We start from the raw sequence: 24,036 nt of genomic DNA on the forward strand, positions 1-24,036 counted from the left end.
CTATCGTCCGGCCTAGTCCTCGTCGTGTTCCAGGCCTTCTTCGTGCAGGTCGTGGTCACGGTTGCGCTGGATGGTGTGCAGCAGCATGGCGTGCAGGTCTATCTCCATGTCCTCCAGGCGCCTGGCCTTGCGCAGGGGCAGCAGCGCCTTGGCGTCCGCGGCCGCGCTGCCTGCGACCGCACTACGTGCACTGGCGGCCGGTACCCGGGCGGGGATCTCGAAACTGTCTATCAGCTGGTCGGCATCGGGCTCGAACAGATTGCCGTCGCTGTCGCTGACGGCGTAGCTGCGGGCACGCAAGGTGCGGCCCTCGACATCCAGCACCGTATAGCCGTGGCAGACGCGGGAAACCGCGGCCCAGGCTGCAGGCTTGGCAATCAGCGAGTACAGGGACTTGCCGCCGCCGCCCTGCGTGACCTGGATGTAGCCGCCCTCGGCCGGTTTGCCGCGCATGGTCGGATGCGAGCGTTCGTAAAGGTGGTCGTGGCCGGCCAGCACCAGGTCGACCTCATAGCGCAGCAGCATCTTTTCTTCCAGCGCCACGAGCGAGAAATTGGCCGGGCTGCGGCCTTCGGTGTTGGTCCAGAGCGGATAGTGCTGCACCAGCACGATGAAGTCGATCTCGCCATTCTGGCGGCGCTGGTAGGCGTCGGCCAGGTCTTTTTCCATGAAATCGAGTTCTTCCATCAATTCCTTGGTGGTGGACAGGTCGCGCAGCAGCGAACCGCCCGTGCTGAACAGGAAGTGGACACGATGCACGTCCCAGGTGAAGTAAGTGCCTTCGCCGGGCTGGCTGAAACGGGTGCGGTAGCCCTGGCCACGGCCGTCCTTGGCTTCGTGGTTGCCGGGACAGGTCATTATGGGCAGCCTGGCGGTATAGGGTTCCAGCATGTCGAAATAGCGGTCCCAGACTGGCTGGTCGCCATTGGCATAGGAAAGATCGCCCGCGACCAGGAAGAAATCCGGGTTCTGCTGCCGCACGCTGTCCATGACGCGTCGGCTGGAGTCGCGTACCGCCTGGTCGCCAAAGTGGCAGAAGCGGAATTTGTCGCGCGGGAAGGGGGGCAGGGTATGCACCTCGCTCCAGCCGCCGCCGGACGAACCAACCCGATAGCGTATGCCGCGTTCCGGGTCGATGCTGCTGATCGTGGCGGCGTGGGTCAAGGCATCCACGCCATAGGTTTCGTGGCTGAGGCCGGACGCGCGGAAGGGGAAGGGGGCGCTGAGGATATGGCACTCTTCCATGCCGCTTTCCAGCGGGCCGTATTCCACGATGCTGCCCGGGTCGCGGCTGCCGTCGGTAAACCAGGTCATGGTACGGGTCGTGAACAGGTCGTCGGTCCAGCTGACGTGCAGGCCGCGTGGTTGCTGCGGCCCGGTCTGAGGTTCGGGCACGACGCAGGGTTCCGGGCCAGGCCCGGGGGTGCCTTGGTCGTCATCGACGGGCGGATCCTTGCTGTCGCTGCCGCCGCCACAAGCGGGCAGGGTGGCGGAGGCAAGGCCCAGGACGGCGGCCTTGACCATTTGCCGGCGGGAAAAACGGGAAGTCATTGTCATACTCCTGGCTAAAAGAGCGCCAATTTAGGCAGTCAGTCTTGCCAGGAGGTGACGGGTAATATTTGTTAAGAAATACTGAATGTAATAGGGGTTTAGGAAATATTATTCTTTCCAGGTGATTGTTATCAAAGCCATTTTTTTATCCTCCAGACCGGCGGTGATATGACATGGCCGCCGCCGGCTTGAGAAAGATGACCATTGCAAGGCAACTGCCCGCGCGCCGGCCTTGCCGGGGCGATCACCAGCCCTTGGCTTGCATGGCTTCCGCGACGGCCTGGGCCATCACGGCATGGCCTTTGGGCGTGGGGTGGAAACCGTCGGCAAAGGCGTACGCCTGCCACCAACCGGTTGCAGCCCCGGCGGGGGCATGGGCGTCCAGGTAGCTATCCGTGCACTGCGTGATGTCATAGGACGGCAGCGGGGTGGCCGGGCTGGCTTCCGGGCAGACGGCATCTCTGGCGTTGGTGAAGCCGAAGCGGCTGGCGTCCTCCGCCCACATTCCCAGTTGTGCAAAGGCATCGACCACGACGACATGCGGATGGCTGGCGAAGGCGCTGTCGAGCTGGGCGTTGAAGGCCGTCAGCCATCCTTGCAGCAACTGTTGTGCTTGCGCGGCCGCTTCCGGCCCGGCGGCGAGCGTCAGGAGCTGCAGCAAGGGCTGGAAGCGAGGGGTGCGGGTAACGTCCGGAATATTCAGGACCGCAATGCGCTGGGCACCGGCGTCCAGCAATTGTTCCTGGATAGCGGCGGCGAAGCGTTCGGCCAGCGCCTGCATGTAGGCCTGCGCGGCGGCTTCGGCGCCATGCTCGCCGGATTGCAGCAATGCCCAGGTTGCGGTCTCGCCCAGCACGTTCTGCAGGAAGCCAGCATAGGACGCGACATCAGGGGTTTGCTGCGTGGCGGCTGACAACAACAGCGCGATATAGGCTTCGATCAGGTCGGCAGCGTCATTGCCGCCGCCGTCCAGCAGCAGCAGGTCCTGCGCGCCGAAGCCTGCCGCGCCTGCCGCCTGCCGGGCATGCTGCATCTGCAACAGGATGCTGGTGGGTTGCGCGGCATCCGGAGCCTGTATGCGTCCGCCCGCGACAGCGTAGTTGGTGCAGCCGGCACGCTGGTTGAAGCTGCTGGCGGAACTTGCCAGATAGTAGCTGCAGGGTTCAGGGGCTTCGGTAGCGCGCGTCAGCAGGTCGGTCCAGAGCGGGTAGGGGACGCCGCTGGTGGATTGCACCGTATGGCGGATGCCGAAGGTGCCGATATCGGACAGGCTGTCGCCGATTACCGTGACGGATGATGTCGCAACCGGTGCTGGCTGTTCGTCGCTATTGCTGCTGCCGCCACAGGCGCCAAGCAGGACCGAGAAAATGGCCGTCAGCGCCAGTGTATGGATGGAATGCAGGGATTCTGTACGGGAGGTCATACGAGGCTTCCTTTGTCTTCTTCTGGTTGGAAACGGCCACGCAGGAAACACCGGAATGCCGCCAGGCGAGCATCCAGGGCTGAAGCTTTATCTGTCCTGACGTATCCAAGGCAAAGGTGATTGAACGCCGAATACCGGCAGGCGGGAATCACTGGAAAGGGGGATTCTCGGTCGCATGGCCGGCGCCGGCATCAGGGGGTGTCGATCAGCTCGGCGGAAGACTCACGCAGGCATTCCATGAAAAGCTGGGCGGCCGGCGTCAGCGTGTCTTCGCGCCAATAGAGCACGGCTTGGCCCAGCGGCGCGAGCGGCGGCAGCGGCAGCATGCGCATGTTGCCGCGCTGCACATGGCGGCGTGCCAGCGACAGCGGCAGGATGGAGACGAAATCGCCACCGCGCAGCAGCGTCAGGTTCAGCGCCAGCGAACTGGATTCGATCGCAGGGTGCTGCAATGTCACGCCCTGTTCGGCCAGGATTTCCACCATGGTGGCAAAGGCGGGCGAGCCTTTCATGGGCGTGATCCAGCGGACGTTGTCCAGGTCGCGCCAGGACACGGGCGTATCTGGTTCACCCAGCGGGTGACGGGTGCCCACGACAAAGACGAAGGGTTCATGGTGCAGGGCTTCGCTGCGCACGACCGGCAGACGGTCCGTGACCCGGTTGCGCCCCAGCGCCAGGTCGAGATTGGCTTCGTCCATCATTTTCAGGAGCCGGTCCAGTGTCGCCTCGACAAAGGAGAAGGAGGCCGTGGGCGCGCGCCGGGTGAAAAGTTCAACCGCATGGGCGATCAGTGGCTGGGGGATGGTGACGACAGAACCAAAGCGTACGTGCCCGGCCGTGCCGGCCGTCAGTGCGCTGACGTCGCGGCGCGCCAGTTCCAGTTGCCGCAGGATCTCGCGGCCGTGCTCCACCAGCACCCGGCCAATGCCAGTCAGTTCGATGGCGTTGCCCGAGCGTTGCAGGATGGGCGCGCCCAGGGCAGTTTCCATCTCTGCTATCTGCTTGGAAATGGCGGGTTGTGTGACATGGAAAGCCGATGCGACGCGCGTGACCTGCCCGAGCTCGCTCAGGGCCACCAGGATGCGCAGGTGGCCGAGCTTCAGGCCGCTGCGGAAGAAGCGTTCCATGGAATCGCTGCTTGCTGGCATGGGATGTCTCCTGTGTTTTCGCTGTTTTTTTTCGGGATGCCAGGTCAATCATAACCATATGGTTATTCCGGTTGCTTGAAACGTGATTTGCCGCAGCCCGGGTGCGACTTTACTCTTCCCATCGGCAGCACCGTATTGGCGCCAGGTTTCATGCCTGTTCAGGGACCGGATGGGCTTCTTTCCAGGAAAGGCCTGCAGCACGGCACATAACCGGATGCCGAGATGTGACTGCCAGATAACTAGACGTGCCGGACGGCACGCGTTTTGGAGACATACGCATGAGCACCTCTATTGGCCGTGGCGGGCAGCCGCATGGCGGTTCCGCCGTTCCTGTGTCGCAGGCGCAGCGGGACGCGTTGTACCGCAAGCTGACCTGGCATATCATTCCCTTCCTGTTCCTGGCGTTCATCGTGGCCTACATAGACCGCGTCAACGTGAGTTTTGCCAAGCTGGAAATGCTGGCAGACCTGTCCATGTCCGAAACCATCTACGGGCTGGGCGCGGGCATGTTTTTCATCGGCTACTTCATTTTCGAAGTGCCCAGCAACCTGATCCTGCACCGGGTCGGCGCACGGGTCTGGATCGCCCGCATCATGGTGACCTGGTCGGTCATTTCCTGCCTGACCCTGTTCACACAGGGCCCCGTTTCCTTTTATGTGTTGCGCTTTCTGCTGGGCGTGGCCGAAGCCGGCTTCTTTCCCGGCATCGTCCTGTACCTGGCCACCTGGTTTCCGTCCAGCCGCCGTTCGCAGATCATTGCGCTGTTCATGGTGGCCATCCCGGTGTCGGGCGCCATTGGCGGCCCGGTTTCGGGTTGGATCATGCAGCAGTTCGGCGGCCTGCACGGCATGGCCGGCTGGCAGTGGCTGTTCCTGATCGAAGGCCTGGCTTCCCTGGTGGTGGGCATCGCGGCGTTCTTCATCCTGCAGGACAGCATCGCGAATGTGAAATGGCTCAGTGCGGAAGAAAAGCGCCTGCTCAAGGAAGACCTGGCAGCCGATGACAGCACCCGTGCGCATCACAGCGTGCGCCAGGTGTTCCGCAACAGCAAGGTCTGGCTGCTTGGGCTGCTTTATTTCTGCATCGCCATGGGCAACTACGGGCTGGTGTTCTGGGTGCCCACCGTCATCCAGTCGGCAGGGGTCGCGAATATCGGCAACATCGGCCTGCTGTCTGCGGTGCCGTCGGTCATCAGCGCCGTCGCCATGGTGCTGATCGCGCGGCACGCCGATCGCAGCAACGACCGCCGCGTTCACGTCGCCATTTGTTGCGTGCTGGGCGCGGCGGGCATGCTGGCATCGGTGCTGCTGTTGGATCACCTCTGGCTGTCGATCGCTGCCCTGGTCGTGGCGGCCATCGGAATCAACTCCATCGCGCCGGTTTTCTGGGGCATTCCCACGGCCATGATGGGGGGCGCAGGGGCGGCCGCAGCCATTGCCCTGATCAATTCCACCGGCAACCTCGCGGGCTTCGTCAGCCCCTATGTGATCGGTTTCATCAAGGACAGGACGGGCCAGTTGCTGCCGGGCATGATCGTGCTTGCATGTGCCTTGGTTGCAGGCGCCGTCATTGCGCTGTCGCTCAGAAAACAACGGAGTAACAAATGAGTTTTCCTGTTTGCCTCGTGACCGGCGCGGCCACGGGTATCGGGGCAGCCACGGCGCTGCGCTTTGCCCGCGAAGGCTGGGCGGTTGCCATCAACAACTTTGATGACAGCACTCGCCCGGCTGCCCAGGCCGTCGCGCAGCAGTGCCGGGATCTGGGCGTGCCGGTCCTGGTCGTGGATGCCGATATCGGCGACGACGCGGATTGCCGGCGTCTGGTGGCAGCCGTGGACGATGCCTGGCACCGGCTGGATGCCCTGGTCAATAACGCGGGCACGACCAAAGTCGTGCCGCATGACGACCTGGAAGGGCTGGACGCTGCCGAGTTCGAGCGGGTCTATCGCGTCAACCTGATCGGCATGTTCCAGATGACGCGCGCCGCTGCGCCGCTGTTGCGGCGTAGCGGCGGCGATGGCAGCAATGGTCATACGGCGGCTGTCATCAATATTTCCTCTCTGGCGTCGCTCAACGGCACGGGCTCGTCCATCGCCTATGCGGCGTCCAAGGGGGCGGTCAATGCGCTCACGCTGTCGCTGGCGCGCACGCTGGCGCCGCAGGTGCGGGTGAATGCGCTGGCCCCCGGCATGGTGGATGACGGCCTGTTGCGCCGCGTGCTGGGTGAAGACGCCTATGCCGGCATCGTGCAGGGCATGCGGGCGAACTCCCCGCTGGGGCGGGTTTCCCAGCCAGATGAAATCGCCGAGCTGGCCTGGTTCATCGCTGCCCGCACGCCCGCCATGACCGGGCAGGTGCTGGCGATCGAAAACGGGCTGCTGCTCAACACCTGAAGCGTATTTTCAGAAAAGGAATTGCCATGACGGATCTTCACAAACATCGCTCCCGGACCGTGACCGAGGGCATCACCCGCACGCCGCATCGCGCCTTCCTGCGTGCCACCGGCCTGGATGATGCGGCCATCGACAAGCCGTTCGTCGCCATCGTCGATACCTTTGGCGAAAACACGCCATGCTCGATGTCGCTCAACCAGATCTCGGACAACGTCCGCCTGGGGGTGGCTGCCGGCGGTGGGGTGCCTATCCGTGGGTCGGCGATCTCGGTGTCGGACGGTACCTCCATGAACCACTCCGGCATGCGCTTCTCGCTGGTGTCGCGTGAAACCATCGCCGACAGCGTGGAGATTTTCGTGCGCGCGCATTGCTACGACGCGCTGGTTGGCGTGGCCGGCTGTGACAAGACCCTGCCCGGCATCCTGATGGGGATGGTGCGGGTCAATGTGCCCGGGGTCTTTCTCTTCGGTGGTGCGATGTTGCCCGGCGTGGGGCCGGACGGCAACCAGGCCACCATCCTGACGGCCATCGAAGCGGTTGGCACCGCCCAGCGGGGAGACATGCCGCTGCAGACCTTGCGCGAGATCGAAAAGCGTTGCACGCCGACGGCAGGCTCGTGCCCCGGCCAGTTCACTGCCAATACCATGGCAATGGTGGCCGAGGTGCTGGGGCTGGCGCCGCTGGGCTCGGCCACCGTGCCGGCAGCCTACAGCGAACGCATTGCCGTGGCGCGCCGCGCTGGGGAAAGCGTCATGCGCGCCTTGCGCCAGGGGGGGCCGCTGCCGCGTGATCTGGTCACCCGCAAAAGCCTGGAAAATGCCTGTGCGGCGGTGGCCGCGACCGGCGGTTCCACCAATGCCATGCTGCACATTCCCGCCATCGCGCATGAGGCCGGCATACGCTTTACGCTTGATGATGTCTCCGAGGTGCTGGCGCGCACGCCGCTCATTGGCGACATGCAGCCTGGCGGGCGTTATCTGGCGGTGGACCTGCATCACGTCGGCGGCGTGCCGGCGGTGCTCAATGCCTTGCTGGCGGGCGGGCATATCCATGGCGATACGCTGACGCAAAGCGGCGAAACCCTGGCAGAAGCACTGAAGGCATTTCCCGGGCCGGACGGCCGGGTGGTGCGGCCGCACGACCAGCCCCTGTCGCCCAATGCAGGCCTGGTGGTGCTGCGCGGCAATCTTGCGCCGGATGGCGCGGCGCTCAAGACGGCGGGCCTGAAGCAACTGGTGTTCTCGGGAACCGCGCGCGTTTTCGAAAACGAAGAAGACTGTATGACGGCAGTGTCCACGCAGGACTATCGCGAAGGCGATGTGCTGGTGATACGCAATGAAGGCCCCAAGGGCGGCCCGGGCATGCGCGAGATGTTAAGTGTGACGGCGGCGATCTACGGTCAAGGCATGGGCGAGAAAGTGGCGCTGCTGACGGATGGGCGGTTCTCCGGCGCGACGCGGGGCATGTGCATTGGCTATGTGGGCCCTGAAGCAGCGGCTGGCGGCCCCATCCGACTGTTGCGCGACGGTGACCGTATCCACATCGACGCGATTCGTGGCAAGCTGGACGTTGAGCTCGATGAGGCCGAAATGGCCGAGCGGGCGCGTGTCGCGCAGCCGTTTGTGCGGGGCCATCTTGGCGGTGTGCTGGAAAAATATGAAGCGCTGGTGCGGCCAGCCAAACTGGGCGCGGTGACGCATTCCGGTGCAGTCGAATGGCCTTACGAGGCGGAACATCCAGGAGACCAACGGTGACGGGAACGGTGAAAGTCGGGTTTTGCGGCATCGGCCGCATGGGCGAGCCCATGGCGCAGCGGCTGCTGGCCGCCGGGCATGAGGTGCACGTGTGGAATCGCTCGGCAGACAAGCTGGATGCCCTGCTGGCTGCCGGTGCGATGGCCTGCGACACGCCGCAGGCGATGGCCGCCCAGGTAGATATGGTGCTGCTATGCCTGGGGGATGGCCAGGCGGTGGACAACGTGGTGTTTGGCTCAGACGGGCTGGCGCATGCCGCCGTCGCGCCTGCCTATCTGGTGGATCATTCGACGCTGGCGCCAGCCCTGACGCGCCAGCTGGCCCAGCGCTGGCGTCACGCAACCGGGCGCGCCTGGGTGGATGCGCCCGTCTCCGGCGGCACGGCAGGGGCTGCTGCCGGCACACTGGCCATCATGGCAGGCGGCACGGCCGAGGACATTGCTGCCGTCACGCCGGTATTGCGTGCATTTGCCGCCCGTGTGACGCGCATGGGCGACGTAGGGGCCGGGCAAACCGCCAAGCTGGCAAACCAGGCTATCGTAGCGACGACCCTGGCAGGCATGGCCGAGGCCTTCGTACTGGCCAGCCGCAACGGCATGGACACGGCTGCCGTGCCGTCCGCGCTGCAAGGCGGCTGGGCCGACTCCGTGCTGCTGCAGACGCTCTGGCCGCGCATGGTGGCGCCGCCGCAGGCAGCATCGGGCACCGTGCGCGTCATGCTCAAGGACCTGGATGCCATTGCAGAGCTGGCGCAATCCAGCGGCACGGTGCAGCGGATCCTGCCGCAGGTGCGCAGCCTGCTGCAGGCGGCCGTCAGCCAGGGACTGGCGGAGGCCGACCTGTCGCAGGTGTTTCGCATCGGCCTGGCGGAAAGCACCCAGAACGCCTGACACTCCGCGTGTGCCGCGCCCGCCGATGCGGGGCTTGCCGTTCATCCGGCATCGTCTTTTTCGCTGCCATGCGGAAAGGGCGTGATGCCGGCTGTGCTACATTTGCAAACCTTCCAGGCTGGCGGATTGCCGATTCCGTGGCGCTGTACCAGCCGGGGAAACATCCTTGGTGAGGTGTCTCCGCCAGTTGCCTGGCGGGCCACCCGGCACACCTCAGGCCGGCCGGCCTGAATTGCCGGAGATGGACGGGTGCATGTCTGGGGCGGATTGTCCGGATGGTTGCCGTGCCTCTGTCTGAGGTGGCAAAAATTTCTGACCGTCCGCGCAGCCCGCGGCAATACCTACGATGGCATCCTTGAAAAGCCAGGATATCCTGGCACTCAGTTTCATGACCTTCGCCCTGTTTGTCGGGGCTGGCAACATCATCTTTCCCCCCATTATCGGCCTGCAGGCCGGCCCCAGCGTCTGGGTGGCCGCCCTTGGGTTCCTGGTCACGGCTGTGGGCTTGCCGGTCATGACCATCGTCGCGCTGGCGCGCGTGGGCGGCCCCATGGATGCGCTGAGCGGCCCCATCGGGCGCACGGCTGGCGGCATACTTGCTGCGGCCTGCTATTTGCTGGTTGGCCCGCTGTTTGCCACGCCGCGAACGGCAACGGCTTCATTCGAGGCTGGCGTGGCGCCGCTTGTCGGTGATACGCCATTGGTGTTGTTCATCTATACCCTGCTGTACTTCATGGTGGTGCTGTCCGTGTCGCTGTATCCGGGCCGCCTGCTCGATACCGTGGGGCGTTTTCTTGCGCCCTTGAAAATCCTGGCGCTTACGGTGCTGGGCGTGGCCGCCTTCCTGCTGCCCCAGGGTACGGTTGGCGACGCTACCCCGGCTTATCAGGCGGCACCGTTTGCACAGGGCTTCATCAACGGTTATCTCACCATGGACACCCTGGCGGCGCTGGTGTTCGGTATTGTCATCGTCAATGCCATACGCTCCAAAGGCGTGGATTCATTGCGCCTCATCACCCGCTACGCCATCATCGCCGGACTGTTTGCCGGGGTCGGCCTGGCGCTGGTCTACATCAGTCTTTTCCGCCTGGGGGCCAGCAGCCATGAAATTGCGGTGGGCGCCACCAATGGCGCGGCCGTGTTGCACGCCTATGTTCAAACCGTCTTCGGGGATGTCGGCAGCGCTTTCTTCGCGGTGCTGATGTTCCTGGCCTGCCTGGTCACTGCCGTTGGCCTGACCTGCGCCTGCGCGGAGTATTTCAGCAAGGTCCTGCCGATTTCCTACCGTCACCTGGTATTCCTGCTGACGGGCTTTGGCCTGCTGGTGTCCAATCTTGGCCTGACAAAGCTTATCCAATTATCCGAACCGGTCCTGGGGGCGATCTACCCTCCCTGCATCGTGATGGTGGCGTTGAGCTTCTGCTGGAAATTCTGGCATGCCCCAGGCCGGGCGATTGCTCCGGCGATGGCTGTCGCGCTGCTGTTCGGTGGCCTGCATGCCCTGCATGGCGCCGGCCTGGGAGCCTGGCTGCCGGGCTGGCTGCTCACCTTGCCGCTGGCCGAACAAGGCCTGGACTGGCTGCTGCCGGTGGTGCTGGTGCTGGTGATTGCCAGTGTCGTGGACGCTATCCTGGGGCGCCGCCAGGTCGCGGCAGGTGGGCAGCCCCAAGCCTGAGCCCGGGCCCTGGCCCGGCCAAATCGGCCGGGCTTGTCTTGATGTCTTCTGACCGGCCGTTCTGGCCGGTTTTTTCCCGAATACATTGCCGTTTGCCGGATGCCGCCTGGTATCCGGCTTTGTTGCGTGCGTGCCATCTGTGGCCTGCGGGACGGAATTTGCCTGCCCAAGATAACCGTGAAGAAGGTGCCGTGGCGGTTTTGGCAATGGCGGCATGCTTGCGTGTGATGTTATTGCTGCTGTTGGCAAACGATATGCGTCTTTTTCTTTTTGTATGATGATTCGATTCCGGTAAATAGTCGAAATTAAATTAAACAGGTAGGATTGAAGGCTTGTGGAGGGCATCGTCCACAGCTGTCTGGCAATCCACTTTTTGATTGCTTTGAGAGACTGGTTTTCCTGAAACTTATTGATACGTTTAGGCGGGAAGAATGGCAATTAATTCTTTTGAATTGATTATTGAAAGAGAATCAGGATTGCCCCGGGATATTGGTCCTGTTACCTGGCTCTGGATGGCAATAGGTGGTGGAATCAGTATGGGCCTAATTCAGGGAGAAACCTTGGCGCGCTATCTGGCCGGCCCCTGGGTGTGGCTGTGCTACCTGATGGCTGCCGGCGTGACGGGCCTGCTGGTCCTGGCGTTGCGCGACATTGCCCGTCAGGGAACGCCCGCCAGCGGCTTTGCCGGCTATGTCGAGGCACAGCTGGGCGGCTATGCGGGATTTGTTGTCCGTATGTCCTATTTTTGTGCGTTTTTGCTCCTGCTGGGCAGTGAACTGGTGCTGCTCGGACACTACCTGGCTGTCATTCTGGGCGCGGCCTCCTGGCTTTGGTCTCTGCTGCTGCTCGTACTCATGAGCCTCGTCCAGTATCTGGGTACATGTTCTTTTGCCCGTCTCCTGTCAGGGTTCAATTTTTTCAAGCTGATGATATTGCTGGCTTTTGTTTCCATCGGCTTGTGGCTGGTATGTTCCGGAGGCGCTTCCGTGGCCGGGCCGGATTGGCATTTGCCGCAGGAGGACTGGCCCTGGCTGTCTTTGGCTGGCGCATTTCTGCTGGCGTTGTTCAGCTTCCAGGGAGTGGAACTGCTTTCCCTGACGGCAGCCCAGGCGCAAGAGCCTGCGCAGACACTGGCCAGCCGCCTAGGGAAAGGCGCTGGCCTGGCGATTGCACTGTATCTGCTGACCATGCTGGTGTCGGTATGGCTGGTTCCCTGGCAATCCGCACCCACCCGGGAAGCGCCTTTGCTGGGCTTGATGAGAATGGCGCAAATTGATGATGCAAAAAGGATTTTCGATGTTTTCCTGGTGCTGTTCAGTCTCGGCGTCTGGTACGTGCAACTGCATGTGGCCTCGCGCCTGCTGTTCAGTCTGGCGCGTGCCGGCATGGCGCCGGCACGGCTGGGCCGTCTGGACGGCCGTGGCACGCCTGCGCTGGCCGTATTGGTGACCGCCGGGCTGGTCTTGATCATTTTCCTGTTGTCGCGGCACTGGCCAGCTGAACTGGAACTGCTGGTGATCGGGGTGGCCGGTACGGGCATCCTCCTGTCCTGGGCCTGCGTTTTTGCCGCGCGCTCCACACCCACTGTCTGGCGCGAAGAAGGCATGCTGGCAGGATGCCGGGGATTGGCTGGCCTGGCGTTATTAATTATTGCCTTGGTATTAATGCCGGTCAGCGGCCTTTACGAGAATTCGCTTTGGCTAGGTGTTTTGTTTCAGGTCATAATTTGTTGCATTTATTTCTTTGTTAATCCCCGTAGGTTTTTCATTTCTTTTCAGTGGCGATAGAGAAAGTTCCGCAATCTCGAATTTTTTCGATAGATGGCTGGAACTTCACTGCTTAACATGGCCGAGCCTGTCCAATACGGCGGGTGCAAAGGTGGAAACGCCGATGCATGAGAAGGCGGATCAAAGCTGGAGGCCGAAATGCGCGTTAGTCAATTATGGGAAAACAGTGAAGGCAAAATCGTCTGCAATGAATTGCGGCGTCAGAATCTGATTTCCTTTTCGGATTGGATTCATGATTCCCGCTATTGCGCAGAAAGAATGTCTGTCACGGTCTACCGAGGCTATCGCGTCTGGGCAATTCCTTGTCTGAAATTGATGCGTCGTTATCCGGTGCTGGCCCGGGGGATTTCGGTTCCCGCGAGCTGGTACATCGAGGACGTCAAGTTCGCACTGGGCGTCCGCCAGGCGAGGCACTGGCGCGGCAGATTGCTGCGCTACGGCCTGTTTGTTCCCGGCAGCTGGTTGCTGGGGCAAGGCTTGTCCATGTGGCACAGCCTCTCTGGTATCGAACGCCCTGCGGCCCAAGGCAACTGACCCGCCATCCCTTCCTTGTCGTCAACTGTTCTTCCTGAAAGGAAATGATATGAAAAAGTCCGTTCTGAGCGCTCTGCTGGCCGTTGGCCTGGCTTCCGTCGCAGGTTCCGCCCTGGCCGATGGTGGCGAAATCTACTTCAAGGGCAACATCACCAACTCGCCTTGCTCCATCGGTGGTAACTCGGCCAGCATCAATGTGCCGCTGGGCGACATCTCCACCAACGTCTTCTCGGCGATTGGCGACAAGTCGCCGGTGCGCAGCTTCGACATCGTGCTGACGGGTTGCGATACCTCCACGCAGGATACGGCCACCTTTGTGTTCGAATCCGTCAACGGTAGCGGCCTTCTGCTGCCCCTGGACAACAACTCGACCGCACAAGGCGTGGCCATCGGCCTGCGTCCCCAGGGTTCTGCAACTGCTATCGAATTCGGCAGCAACACCGGCATCCCCTTCACGCTGCATGACGGTGACAACCGCCTGCAGTTCGAAGCCTACTACGAGTCGACCGTTGCCACCGGCGTGACGGCGGGTACCGCCAACTCGTACGCCACCTTCACGGTGACCTACTCGTAATTCCGGCAGGCAAGGGCCCGCTTGCGGCGAGCCCTTGCCGTCCCGCCTATGGAGTTTCAGCGAATCCTCATCCGGAGGACATATGTCCGTTGCGATCAAACACGCGGCGCTGCTTTTGTTCGGCCTGGCTCTTGCCGGAGGCATGCAGGGGCATGCGCAAGCGCAAGCTGCCAACCAGAGCCTGATCACCATCTCCGGCTCGGTCTCCGGCCCGACCTGCGTGTTGTCCACCCCCAGCCAGGAAGTGTTGCTGCCGGATACGGGCACCTATCTTCTCGGTCAGATCGGCAGCAGATTTGCGACCGGTAAAACCGCCGAAATCGTGCTGACCAATTGTTCGCTGGCGACCGCCAGCCGGGTTGCCGTTTCGTTCAGCGGGCCCCATGACGCTGCGCAGCCTACGCACCTGCAAACCTCGATTGCCGGACTGGCGCTGGTCCTGACGCCCCTGACTCCGGGGGTATCGGGTGATGTGCCCATGAATGGCACGGCCACGGACTTCCCGCTGAAAAGCGGCACCACGACTTTGCCTTTCTCGGTAAGCCTGGTGGTTGAGTCTCTGCCAATCAACCTGGGCGTGTTGACGGCCAAAGCCACGTTCACGCTGAGCTATTTCTGATTTCTGCATTCTTGCATTGACCGAACGTATTTAGGAGCAGATCACCATGCGCAAGTTTTTTCCCGCTGTTTTCGCACTGAGCTTGATGGCGATACTGGCCAGCCCCGGAGCACAGGCGGCGGTGCAGCTTTCGAATACTCGTGTGGTGATGAAAGAGCAGGACCAGCATGCGGCCATTTACGCCACCAACCTGACCAACTACCCGTATGTTGTCCAGACCTGGATAGAAGGCCCGGACGGCAGCATGGAAACGCCGTTTTTTGTCACCCCGCCGTTGAGCCGCATGGATGGCGGCGCAGAGCGTGGGCTGAGCATTACCAAGGTCGGCGAAGGCTTGCCTGAAGACCGGGAATCCTACTTCTGGTTCAACCTGCTGGAAGTGCCGCAAAAAGGCGCAGGTGACGACAATTCCCTGAGCATCGCGACGCGCACGCGCATCAAGTTCTTCTACCGTCCTACCGCCATGCAAGGCGGTGTGCGTGGACCGCAGCAACTGGAGTGGGCCTTGGTTCGCCCGGCGTCCGGCGCTTGTGAGCTGTCGATACGCAATACGTCGCCCTACATCGTCAATTTTTCCCGCATTGGGGTCAGTGGCGAGACTGAGGAATTCGGACGCGGTGCCATGGCCATGCCTTTCGATACGATGCGCCTGCCATTGGGCAGTTGTCCGGCGGATACTGCCGGACTCAACGTGGTGCCCCATGTCATCAATGATTATGGCGCAGTGAATGCCTGGCCCAACCCGAAGATTGGCGCGGCTGCCTCAGCCGCGGATAGCGCCGGCCACTGATAAGGGAGTCTGCCGTGAGAAAGCAAATGCGCCTGGCATGGCCAGGCCGGCTGGTTGCGCCCGTAAGAAGCGTCAAACCCTATATTTTCGGCTGTCTGCTGGCGCCCTGGGCGGTGCATGCCAGCCCAGATCCAGCGCCGGCGCTTGCGTCTGTGCAATTCGACAGCGCATTCCTGCATCGTACGGACAATGCGCAAGTGGTCGACCTGTCGGTTTTTGCTTTCGCCAACCGTGTTCTGCCGGGCCTGCACGTCGTCAAGCTCGAACTCAATGGCCGGATGCTCGGGCAGCGCGAAATCTTCTTTCGCGAAGCGCCTGGCAAGGATGACGCGCAAGCGTGCATCACCAAGTCATTGCTTGAAGAGCTGGGTTTTGCCGTGCTGGCCTTTCCGGAGCTGGTTGCTGCCGCCGCCGATTCCTGCGTGGACCTGGACACGTTGCTGCCCGACGCTTCGCAGGCCTACCAGGTCGAAAGCAATATCCTGGCTTTGAGCATCCCCCAGGCGGCATTGCCGCGTGAGCCGCGCGGCTATGTGTCGCCATCGCTCTGGGACTCAGGGGAAAACGCCTTGTGGGCGTCCTACCGCATGACCTACCAGCACGGGCGCACCAAGGGCGACTGGGGGCATGACACATACAATTCGTCGTTCACGACCGTACGCAGCGGGCTCAACCTTGGCACCTGGCGCGTTCGTGCGCTGATGAACTATTACCATAGCAATGGCGAAGGCCATTTCGATTTCAGCGAGGTGTATGGCGAGCGTGACATCACTGACTGGACGGCGCGCATCCGGCTGGGAGACAGCGTATCGCCTTCCTCCGCCTTTGGTTCGACGCGCTTTCGAGGCGTGCAGGTGTTCTCCGATGAAGGCATGCGCCCGGACAGCATGCGAGGCTATGCCCCGACGGTGCACGGCATGGCGTCAACCAATGCTCGTGTGACGATCCGGCAGAATGGCTACGTGGTGTATACCACCTTCGTTCCACCCGGCCCCTTCGTGATCAGTGACCTGTATTCGACCGTCGGCGGGGGGGACCTGGAAGTGGAGGTCGAGGAAGCCGATGGACAGGTGTCGCGCTTCATCCAGCCGTTTGCCAGCCTGCCGGCCATGGTTCGGGAAGGTGTGTGGAACTACAACTTCCTGGCGGGGGAATACCGCCAGGGCTACAACAATGAAGACCATCCCTGGATGGCGCAGGCGACATTCGGCTACGGCTTGATGGACGGCCTGACGGTGTATGGCGGCTGGAGCAGCGCCAAGCGCTATAACGCCGGTTCCATGGGCCTGGCGTTCAACCTGAAGGAAATGGGCGCGGTTTCGGCGGATTTCACCCATTCGCGGTCAGACGTGCTGCGACAGCAGCGTCAGAGCGGCAATGCCGTGCGGTTGCAATATGCGAAGGTCGTGCCTGGGGTAGGCACCGACATCCGGATGGTGGGCTATCGCTACACATCCTCGGGCTATCGCAGCCTCAATGATGCGATGCAGGAAAAAACCAGCTGGCACCCTGATTTTTACTATGGCGCCCGGCGTTCGCAGGAATACCAGTTGTCCATCGGGCAGAACCTGGGCCGCTACGGCAACCTGAACCTCAACATTTTCCGTACCAGTTTCCACAACTTGTCTGGCAACAGCACGACCTTCCGGTTGGGCTATGGCGGCGCGTACCGCAACATTGCCTACTACCTGTCTTATGACGTGCAGAAGGATCCCTGGCAGCAACGCAACAATCAGGTGATGTTGCAACTGACGATTCCGTTCGGCAACGGCATGCACTCGGCAGGCTATGCCATTTCCCACCATACCGGCAGTGGCGTGCAGCAGCAGGCAACGCTCAATGGCGTCCTGACCGAGGATTTCTCCACGACCTACTCGCTGCGTGCCGGACTGGGCCGCGACGATGGACATACGCGGCACGACGGCTATGGTTCGCTGTCTTATTCCGGGCCGGTGGGTGCCGCCACCATCAGTCATGGCTACAGCCATTACTCGAACACGTCGCAAATCGAGCTCAGCGGTGCATTGCTGGCCGATAGCAAAGGCCTGATTCTCGGGCAGCAGATCAACGATACCGCCGTGATCGTCGATGCCAATGGCGCGGCAGGGGTGGCGGTTGAGAACTATCCAGGCGTGAAGACCAACGAGGCGGGCCGCGCGCTGTTGCCATATGCGACGCCTTACCGTGAAAACCGCATTTCCCTGGCGCCGGGCTACCGTTCGGAAAACGTCGCGCTGCAGCAGAACGTCAAAACCGTGGTGCCTACGTACGGTGCGGTCGTCGTGGCGGAGTTCGAAACGGAAGAAGGGCGCACGGCCCTGGTCTCGCTGCAGACGGGCGCAGGCATCGTGCCCTTTGGCGCGATGCTGCTGCGACCGGATGGTGAGCAGGTTGGCATTGTCGGCCCATCGGGCCGGGCCTGGCTGACCGGGTTGCGGGAGAGCAGCAGCTTCACCGCTAAATGGGGCAATGACGAGGACCAGATGTGCCGCTTCCTCATCGACCTGGATGACACGCAGCCCGTCAACGCACTGAAGCCCAAGGAGTTGCTATGCGAATGATTCAAGAGAACGGCCGGTGCCGTGGCACCAAGCGCGCGGTCCTTTTAAACGGTGTGCTCGGGTTGGGGGCCTGCCTGGCAGCAGGCATGGTACAGGCAGGGCCCATGGCAGCCCGTGCTTCGAGTTGCCAGATGAACGTGGGTGGACACTCTAGCGCTTATATCCCGTCGCTGTTCAATCTGTATTTCACTCCAACCACCACCGTCCTGAAGGTACCGCAGGATGCACCGATAGGCACGGAACTCATGCGCATGGAGGTGACGGTGCCTGACCTGGGTATGTCAAGGCAAGCAGTTCCCATGGGCCATTGTCCGTTTGGCGCCATGGAGTTCTTTGCAATGACGAGAGGGTCAAAGGTAAGTGGCATGACGGAAACCTACACCACGGAGGTTGCGGGTATCGGTTATCAGCTTACCTACCCAGGCAGGAGCGAACCAGGCAATACGTTCTTTATGAACACCTATCAGGATGGTTTCTTGTACTGGCCACCCGGTGCCGTCTCGACGCTGACCCTGGTCAAGACCGGCCCGGTTTCCGGCGGCACCATCAAGACTGGTCTGTATGGCAAGGTGTCCGTGGCCGGGAACGGCGTCAACGAGTCGAAAGTGCCGCAGTTGCTGCAACTATCCCTGAGAACGCAGATCTCGGTGTCCATCCCCACTTGCAATATCGCGTCGGCGGATCGTGCCAAGAATGTCGTGCTGGCCCCGGTCGGGCAGGACCGCTTCAGCGGTATTGGTTCGAAGCAGGGGGCGCGGCAATTTTCCGTCATGGCCGAGTGCCAGGGCGACAGCGGCAGACCCTACGTGTCGTTCACGGCCACGTCAGGCAGCGTATCCGGGCAGCCAGGTGTTCTTGCCTTGACGGCAGATTCCAGTGCTAGTGGCGTGGGTGTCTATCTGTCCCGCAAATCGGACAGCAATACCTTTGTGCCGGTTAGTTTCGACGATGCCAAAGTCCGGATGGGTGATGCTGCCGGAACATCCGGCGCCTACCGCTGGCTCCTGAATATGGAGGCTGGATATATACAGACCGGTTCGACTGTTACGGAAGGCAGCGTTAAAGCAATGGCCACACTCGCAGTTACTTACAATTGAGGGGTGACAAAATGTTTGTTTTGGCAATTGATTTAATAATCACTGGATATACTTTCCTTGACATTTTTTGACGACGTCGGGAATCCAGCATTATTGATTGTCCGCCGTTTTCTGGACTTGCGGTTGTTGCGGTGATTTTTGCCTTTTTCGATGCTTTGATTTTGCCCGTCTGAAATTACGATAAGTGGTAGACAGGGGCCGGGCAGCAGGATGTTGGATGGGCAGCAGGGAATGGGCAGGCCATCTGGTCCTGCCTGGGTCGCAAGCAATAACCGGGTCTGGCGGATTTCCATGGAAAATGTTGCAGCAACACGAGAGTGTTATACGGGAGTTGAGATGTTAGTAACCCGAATCGCCGTTGCAGACGAATATCAGATTGTGCGGGCAGCCCTGGTTGACTATTTGAGTGTGTGCGGTGGCTTTATTCTTTGCCATCAATCTAACTCCAGCGAAAAATTATTCGAAAACTTACAAAAAGACCCGTGTGAAATCATCGTCACGGATTTTTATTTGGGCAATTCAAATGGCCCGGAAGGTTTGCAGCTAATTGAGGGGCTGCGGAGAAATTGGCCCAGTGCCCGAATTGTTTTATTTACGGCCTTGAGCAATCCGTCAGTGTTACGGCGCGTCATTCGTATGGGCGTCCAGGCTGTCGTCAGCAAGCGTGATTCAGTCGAGGAACTGCGCGAGGCGCTGCAATATCGTCGACGCCTGCAAGGCCCCTACCTGTCCTCATCCTTGCAGAATATTGCCTCAGAGGCAATATTCGGGGATTGTCGGCATGATGCCGCACTGACGCGGCGGGAAATCGAAGTGCTGCGTTTCGTGGGCGCAGGCGTGCGCCTGGTGCATATCGCCAGCCGCCTGGGCGTTTCGGTCAGCACGATTGCCACACACAAGGCCAACATCATGCGCAAGCTGGGCGTGGATAGTGATCTCGTGCTGGCCCAGTATGCGCAGCAATGTGGAATTGCGGACCACTACAGTCCAAGCCGGATGTGAAGGACGGCCCACAGGTTTATGGGGAGGTAGGACATGACGACGCCGATAGTGATTGAAAATACCGCGCCTGTCCGCGACAGGTTGGCGCGCATCATCGCGGAGACTTGCCGCTGCGAAGCCGCGCCTTTGAAGGACGACGTGCCATTTGCGACAGTGATAGAACAGTTCGATTCGCTGGCCATGCTGGAGATCTTGCTAGCGATCGAAGCCGAATTCGGGCTCGACTCGGAAACCATGATGCGCCGTGAGGAAATGGAGACCGTCAATGTCGAAGAACTGTTTCCCGAAAACCTGAGCGGGCTGATTCACCTGATGCAGGCGGTTGCCGCCAGGCCGCGTGAGGAACCGGTGCAGAAGGCGGTATCCGAAACAGTCCCGGCAGAGGCGGAAAACCAATGAAAAGACGAGTTGTGATCACGGCGATCGGCATGGCCTCGCCGGTAGGCGACAGCGCCCAGGCCTGCTTCGATGCATTGAATGACGCGCGGTGTGGCGTAGCCTTGCATCCCGACGGGCAACTGGCACGAGAAGTGGGGTTCGTCCGGGGGGATGTGGCGGCCGGATTGCCCGGCAACCAGGCCATCATGCTGGATCGGGTCTCCCTGTTGGCGATGTACGCGGCCAGGCAGGCCCTCGAACAGGGCGGGCTGGAGGCGGACGAGCAAGTCGGGTGCGGCGTGTTCGTCGGTACTGGCATCGGTGGTGTGTCGGCGTTGTGCGACGCGGTCGGCGGCTTCCATGGCGTGGTCAAGAAGCGGGTGCAGCTGGTGATTCCTGCAGCCATGCCCAATGCCCCGGCAGCGCATATTGCCCAGCGCATGGCGTCCACCCAGGAAGCGCAAACCTATGCGACCGCCTGCACGGCGGGGGCGGTGGCCATAGGCGAGGCGTTCCGCCGTATTCGCGATGGCTACCTGGATGTTGCCCTGGCTGGTGGGTCGGAAGCCATGTTGCGCCCGGAACTGCTGCAGGCCTGGTCGCAGTTGCAGGTGCTCTGCGTGGATGCCGGCAAATCCGAGCAAGGCGGTTGCCGCCCGTTCAGCAAGGGCCGGACCGGCTTCGCGTTGGGCGAGGGCGCAGCGATGCTGCTGATCGAATCCTACGAGCATGCGCTGGCGCGGGGGGCCAGGCCCATCGCGGAAATATGCGGCTATGGCGTCAGTAATGACGGTACCCATGCCCTGCGGCCGAATCACGAAGGCCAGGCGCTGGCCATCCAGCGGGCCATGGATGAAGCACGCCTGTCGCCTGCCGACATTCGCTACATCAACGCGCATGCGACCGGCACCCTGACGGGCGACAAGGTCGAAACACGGGCGATCCGCAAGGTTTTTGGCGCACAGGCCGATGAACTGGCCGTCAGCAGCATCAAAGGGGCCATCGGCCACCTGATCGGTGCGGGCGGCGCAGTGGAGACGGCGATCACGGCCATGTCGCTGCAACAGCAGGTGCTGCCACCGACCTTGAAATATGAAAGCGGGGATGATGAATGCGATCTGGATTATGTGCCGGGCGCAGCTCGTCAGGTGCACGGATTGGGCGCTGCCTTGAGCAATTCATTCGGCATGGGCGGCAATAACGCAGTGCTGGCGCTGGCGGCTCTCTAGCACGCAAGACAGATACGGCAGGCGGCGCATGCGCCATAGGTGTCCATGTGCCTGTACAGCCTGTCCTGCGGCGCGCAGCATGCCGCGCAACGCGCTGCTTCGCATCGGTGTTTAGGGTGTTCGGCCGGTTGTTTCCAGGAACGGGCACACCGGCCGTTTTTTGGTTTTTCCGGCCGCCTGGGGCAGACTTTCCAGCAGGGATTTGAACTGTTCACGCGGCATGTTCTTCCATCTGCGCAGCGGAACAAGGTATTCTGCCGGCTTCCGAGTTTTCCGCCATGCGCGGACCCCCCAGTCTTTCATGCCTATCAAACCCTCGATCCTGCTTCAGCATCTGGCGCCCAAGCACCTGTTGACCCGCTTCGCCGGCTGCATGGCCGACTGCCGTACCCCCTGGCTGGCCCAGTACCTGATCCGCTCATTTGTCCGCAAGTACCAGGTCAATCTGAGTGAAGCCGTCATGCAGGACCCGGCTGGCTATGGAAGTTTCAATGAATTCTTTACCCGTGAACTGAAAGCCGACGCCAGGCCGCTGGCCCAGGCGGACTGGATCTGTCCGGTGGATGGCAAGGTCAGCCAGTTCGGCCCGATGCGGGAAGGCCGGTTGATCCAGGCCAAGGGGCAAGAGTTCACGGCGGCAGCCCTGCTGGGTGATGCTGCCCAGGCCGCGCCATTTCGCGACGGGCACTTCGCCACGCTGTATCTCAGCCCGCGCGACTATCACCGCATCCACATGCCCTGTGCCGGCAAGCTGCTGGGCATGCGCCATATTCCGGGCGAACTGTTCTCCGTTAACCCGGTTGTGGTGGAAGGCGTGCCAGGTTTGTTTGCGCGCAACGAACGCCTGGTGTGCTGGTTCGAACATCCGCAATATGGCGTGTTTGTCCTGGTGCTGGTGGGCGCTGCCATCGTGGGCAGCATCGCCACCACCTGGCACGGCCTGGTCACGCCGCCCCGGCGCCGCGAGGCGCGCCAATGGTTGTATGGCGGCGCGGGCCAGCCCGAGGCCAGCGAGTTCCTGCAGGGCCAGGAAATGGGCCGTTTCCAGTTGGGTTCCACCGTCGTGGCCCTGCTGCCGCCGGGGGACTGGCGCTTCAACCCTGCCTGGCAGGAAGGCAGCGCCATCCGCCTGGGCGAAGCGATGGCGGACGTGCACTGAATACCGCGTGCCAGCACCTGCCCGGCGCGGCCTGATGGCTGTGCCGGCATGGGTTGCACAAACGTCCAAGGCGCCGTTCAGGCGCCTTTTTTGTGCGCCTTTGCCCGTGTGATTGAGGCTGTACTACCGTTTAACAACCAGTGATCGGGCATCTTGTTGAAACGGTATGGGCTGGGTGCACCATTTCTTTCCTTGAGTTTCAGTACTTGATCCCTTGTGCTGCACTCAATATAGTTGGCAGATCGTTTAGTCGAACATGAGCCGGCACTAAATGCTTGCACCAGAGATCGGTCGTTTTCCAGGCCGCGTGATGATAGCGGGGCAAGCCGGCCACCCACGGCAGCATGCCTATGCCTTCGGCCATGGGGCCACCAAGGAGTCAATATGTCCGTTGAACATTTTCGTGCCATGGTCCTCAGGGAAGAGGGCGGCCGTACCCAGGCTGCTGTCGAAACGCTTGATATGACGGCGCTGCCGGCCGAGGACACCCTGGTCAAAGTGGAATACTCGACCATCAATTTCAAGGATGCGCTGGCCGTCACCGGGCGTGGCAAGATCGTTCGCACCTGGCCATTGGTGCCCGGTATCGACCTTGCCGGTGAAGTCGTCGAATCCGCCAATCCGGCTTTTCGGCCCGGCATGAAAGTCGTGCTGACGGGCTGGAGCGTCGGCGAGAAATACTGGGGCGGCTACGCGCAGTATCAGCGTGTCAAAAGCGGTTGGCTGGTGCCCCTGCCCGCAGGCTTGAGCACGCGCCAGGCGATGATGGTGGGCACTGCCGGTTTTACCGCCATGCTGTGTGTCAATGCGCTGGAAAAAGCTGGTATCCGCCCGGAGAGTGGCACAGTTCTGGTCACCGGCGCTTCGGGTGGCGTAGGCAGCGTGGCGACCGCCATTCTGCATAAGCTGGGATACGCCGTCACGGCGCTGACCCGCCATCCAGCCAAACAGGACTATGTACGGGCCTTGGGTGCGACGGAGTTTGCCGATGGGCCTCAATGGGCTGAAGTGCCGCGGCCATTGGAAGGGCAGCGCTGGGCTGCAGCGATAGATACCGTCGGTTCCAGTGTGTTGGCCCGGGCGCTGGCAGAAATGCACTATGGCGGTGTGGTCGCTGCTTGTGGGCTTGCTGGCGGCGCGGATCTGCCCACCACTGTGATGCCGTTCATCCTGCGCAATGTCAGCCTGCTGGGGGTGGATTCCGTCATGCAGCCAACCGCCAACCGCATCGAAACCTGGCAGCGCGTGGCGCAGGACCTTCCTCTGGAAAAGCTGGAAGGCATTACGGCCAGGACGGTGTCCTTGGATGGCGTCGCCGAGGCATGCACGCAGATGCTTGATGGCGAACTGCAGGGCAGGGTGCTGGTAGACGTGAATGCGGGCGGGGCAGTGGACTGAGTCCGGCCTGTGGGCGGCAAATTTGCGGAAACAGCCGGATCAGAGGACAACCGTCTGCCCCACTAAACAGGGCAT

22 protein-coding genes are annotated in these 24,036 nt (G+C 61.7%); 18 read left to right on the top strand and 4 right to left on the bottom strand.

Annotated features, from left to right (window positions below):
- Nucleotides 1-12: 12 nt before the first annotated feature.
- The 3 genes from ACEW7X_RS01760 to ACEW7X_RS01770 form a co-directional block, all read right to left on the bottom strand.
- Nucleotides 13-1,551, bottom strand: a complete 1,539-nt coding sequence (locus tag ACEW7X_RS01760) for a purple acid phosphatase family protein (RefSeq protein WP_420177527.1) — start codon at nucleotides 1,549-1,551, stop codon at nucleotides 13-15.
- A 244-nt stretch (nucleotides 1,552-1,795) separates the two neighbouring features.
- Nucleotides 1,796-2,974: an SGNH/GDSL hydrolase family protein gene (locus ACEW7X_RS01765; RefSeq protein ID WP_420177528.1), complete on the bottom strand. Its 1,179-nt coding sequence runs from the start codon at nucleotides 2,972-2,974 to the stop codon at nucleotides 1,796-1,798.
- A gap of 191 nt (nucleotides 2,975-3,165) precedes the next feature.
- Entirely contained in the window at nucleotides 3,166-4,122 is a 957-nt protein-coding gene (locus ACEW7X_RS01770; RefSeq protein WP_127773063.1) for a LysR family transcriptional regulator, read from the bottom strand.
- Between the two features lie 278 nt (nucleotides 4,123-4,400).
- Here ACEW7X_RS01770 and ACEW7X_RS01775 point away from each other — a divergent pair, with 278 nt between their 5' ends.
- From ACEW7X_RS01775 to ACEW7X_RS01835, 13 genes are all read left to right on the top strand, one after another.
- On the top strand, nucleotides 4,401-5,729 hold the full coding sequence (locus ACEW7X_RS01775) for an MFS transporter (protein ID WP_420177529.1): 1,329 nt from the start codon (nucleotides 4,401-4,403) through the stop codon (nucleotides 5,727-5,729).
- Nucleotides 5,726-6,514, top strand: coding sequence for an SDR family NAD(P)-dependent oxidoreductase (locus tag ACEW7X_RS01780; RefSeq protein WP_068371198.1), 789 nt, complete (start codon nucleotides 5,726-5,728; stop codon nucleotides 6,512-6,514). The genes ACEW7X_RS01775 and ACEW7X_RS01780 overlap by 4 nt, the downstream gene beginning before the upstream one ends.
- Before the next feature lie 26 nt (nucleotides 6,515-6,540).
- Entirely contained in the window at nucleotides 6,541-8,268 is a 1,728-nt protein-coding gene (ilvD, locus tag ACEW7X_RS01785; protein WP_068371195.1) for a dihydroxy-acid dehydratase, read from the top strand.
- A gap of 38 nt (nucleotides 8,269-8,306) precedes the next feature.
- The gene (locus ACEW7X_RS01790) at nucleotides 8,307-9,158 is read left to right on the top strand and encodes an NAD(P)-dependent oxidoreductase (RefSeq protein ID WP_415777725.1); all 852 of its coding nucleotides are present in this window, start codon (nucleotides 8,307-8,309) and stop codon (nucleotides 9,156-9,158) included.
- A 346-nt stretch (nucleotides 9,159-9,504) separates the two neighbouring features.
- Nucleotides 9,505-10,833: a branched-chain amino acid transport system II carrier protein gene (gene brnQ, locus ACEW7X_RS01795; RefSeq protein ID WP_420177530.1), complete on the top strand. Its 1,329-nt coding sequence runs from the start codon at nucleotides 9,505-9,507 to the stop codon at nucleotides 10,831-10,833.
- 41 nt (nucleotides 10,834-10,874) lie between these two features.
- The gene (locus ACEW7X_RS01800; protein WP_339138359.1) at nucleotides 10,875-11,111 is read left to right on the top strand and encodes a hypothetical protein; all 237 of its coding nucleotides are present in this window, start codon (nucleotides 10,875-10,877) and stop codon (nucleotides 11,109-11,111) included.
- Between the two features lie 258 nt (nucleotides 11,112-11,369).
- A complete protein-coding gene (locus ACEW7X_RS01805; RefSeq protein ID WP_420177531.1) occupies nucleotides 11,370-12,620 on the top strand; it encodes a hypothetical protein in 1,251 nt (416 codons plus the stop codon).
- 258 nt (nucleotides 12,621-12,878) lie between these two features.
- On the top strand, nucleotides 12,879-13,154 hold the full coding sequence (locus ACEW7X_RS01810; RefSeq protein WP_253597373.1) for a hypothetical protein: 276 nt from the start codon (nucleotides 12,879-12,881) through the stop codon (nucleotides 13,152-13,154).
- Nucleotides 13,155-13,203: 49 nt separating this feature from the next.
- Nucleotides 13,204-13,728 (top strand): fimbrial protein, encoded by a 525-nt coding sequence (locus tag ACEW7X_RS01815; protein ID WP_253597371.1) that lies wholly within the window; start codon nucleotides 13,204-13,206, stop codon nucleotides 13,726-13,728.
- Between the two features lie 82 nt (nucleotides 13,729-13,810).
- Complete coding sequence (locus tag ACEW7X_RS01820; RefSeq protein ID WP_420177532.1) at nucleotides 13,811-14,347, top strand: fimbrial protein; 537 nt, start codon at nucleotides 13,811-13,813, stop codon at nucleotides 14,345-14,347.
- A 46-nt stretch (nucleotides 14,348-14,393) separates the two neighbouring features.
- Nucleotides 14,394-15,137 carry a molecular chaperone gene (locus ACEW7X_RS01825; protein WP_253597367.1) on the top strand — a complete coding sequence of 248 codons (744 nt, stop codon included), beginning with the start codon at nucleotides 14,394-14,396 and terminating at the stop codon, nucleotides 15,135-15,137.
- 14 nt (nucleotides 15,138-15,151) lie between these two features.
- On the top strand, nucleotides 15,152-17,698 hold the full coding sequence (locus ACEW7X_RS01830; RefSeq protein WP_420177533.1) for a fimbria/pilus outer membrane usher protein: 2,547 nt from the start codon (nucleotides 15,152-15,154) through the stop codon (nucleotides 17,696-17,698).
- Nucleotides 17,695-18,795: a fimbrial protein gene (locus ACEW7X_RS01835; protein WP_420177534.1), complete on the top strand. Its 1,101-nt coding sequence runs from the start codon at nucleotides 17,695-17,697 to the stop codon at nucleotides 18,793-18,795. Before ACEW7X_RS01830 ends, ACEW7X_RS01835 begins: the two co-directional genes overlap by 4 nt.
- Nucleotides 18,796-18,827: 32 nt before the next feature.
- Here the strand turns inward: ACEW7X_RS01835 and ACEW7X_RS01840 are convergent, their stop codons facing one another.
- Nucleotides 18,828-19,088, bottom strand: a complete 261-nt coding sequence (locus tag ACEW7X_RS01840; protein WP_253597361.1) for a hypothetical protein — start codon at nucleotides 19,086-19,088, stop codon at nucleotides 18,828-18,830.
- Here ACEW7X_RS01840 and ACEW7X_RS01845 point away from each other — a divergent pair.
- The 5 genes from ACEW7X_RS01845 to ACEW7X_RS01865 all read left to right on the top strand — a co-directional run bounded on the left by ACEW7X_RS01845 (nucleotide 19,087) and on the right by ACEW7X_RS01865 (nucleotide 23,961).
- Nucleotides 19,087-19,797, top strand: coding sequence for a response regulator transcription factor (locus ACEW7X_RS01845; RefSeq protein WP_253103116.1), 711 nt, complete (start codon nucleotides 19,087-19,089; stop codon nucleotides 19,795-19,797). The two genes, ACEW7X_RS01840 and ACEW7X_RS01845, sit on opposite strands and share 2 nt — an antisense overlap.
- Nucleotides 19,798-19,830: 33 nt before the next feature.
- Nucleotides 19,831-20,196 (top strand): acyl carrier protein, encoded by a 366-nt coding sequence (locus tag ACEW7X_RS01850; protein ID WP_253597359.1) that lies wholly within the window; start codon nucleotides 19,831-19,833, stop codon nucleotides 20,194-20,196.
- A complete protein-coding gene (locus tag ACEW7X_RS01855; protein WP_257741186.1) occupies nucleotides 20,193-21,404 on the top strand; it encodes a beta-ketoacyl-[acyl-carrier-protein] synthase family protein in 1,212 nt (403 codons plus the stop codon). The genes ACEW7X_RS01850 and ACEW7X_RS01855 overlap by 4 nt, the downstream gene beginning before the upstream one ends.
- Before the next feature lie 301 nt (nucleotides 21,405-21,705).
- Nucleotides 21,706-22,563: an archaetidylserine decarboxylase gene (gene asd / locus ACEW7X_RS01860; protein ID WP_207224940.1), complete on the top strand. Its 858-nt coding sequence runs from the start codon at nucleotides 21,706-21,708 to the stop codon at nucleotides 22,561-22,563.
- Between the two features lie 384 nt (nucleotides 22,564-22,947).
- Nucleotides 22,948-23,961 (top strand): MDR family oxidoreductase, encoded by a 1,014-nt coding sequence (locus ACEW7X_RS01865; protein ID WP_420177535.1) that lies wholly within the window; start codon nucleotides 22,948-22,950, stop codon nucleotides 23,959-23,961.
- Nucleotides 23,962-24,036 lie beyond the last annotated feature (75 nt).

It is taken from the genome of Kerstersia gyiorum, from assembly GCF_048595715.1.
GTDB lineage: Bacteria > Pseudomonadota > Gammaproteobacteria > Burkholderiales > Burkholderiaceae_B > Kerstersia > Kerstersia gyiorum.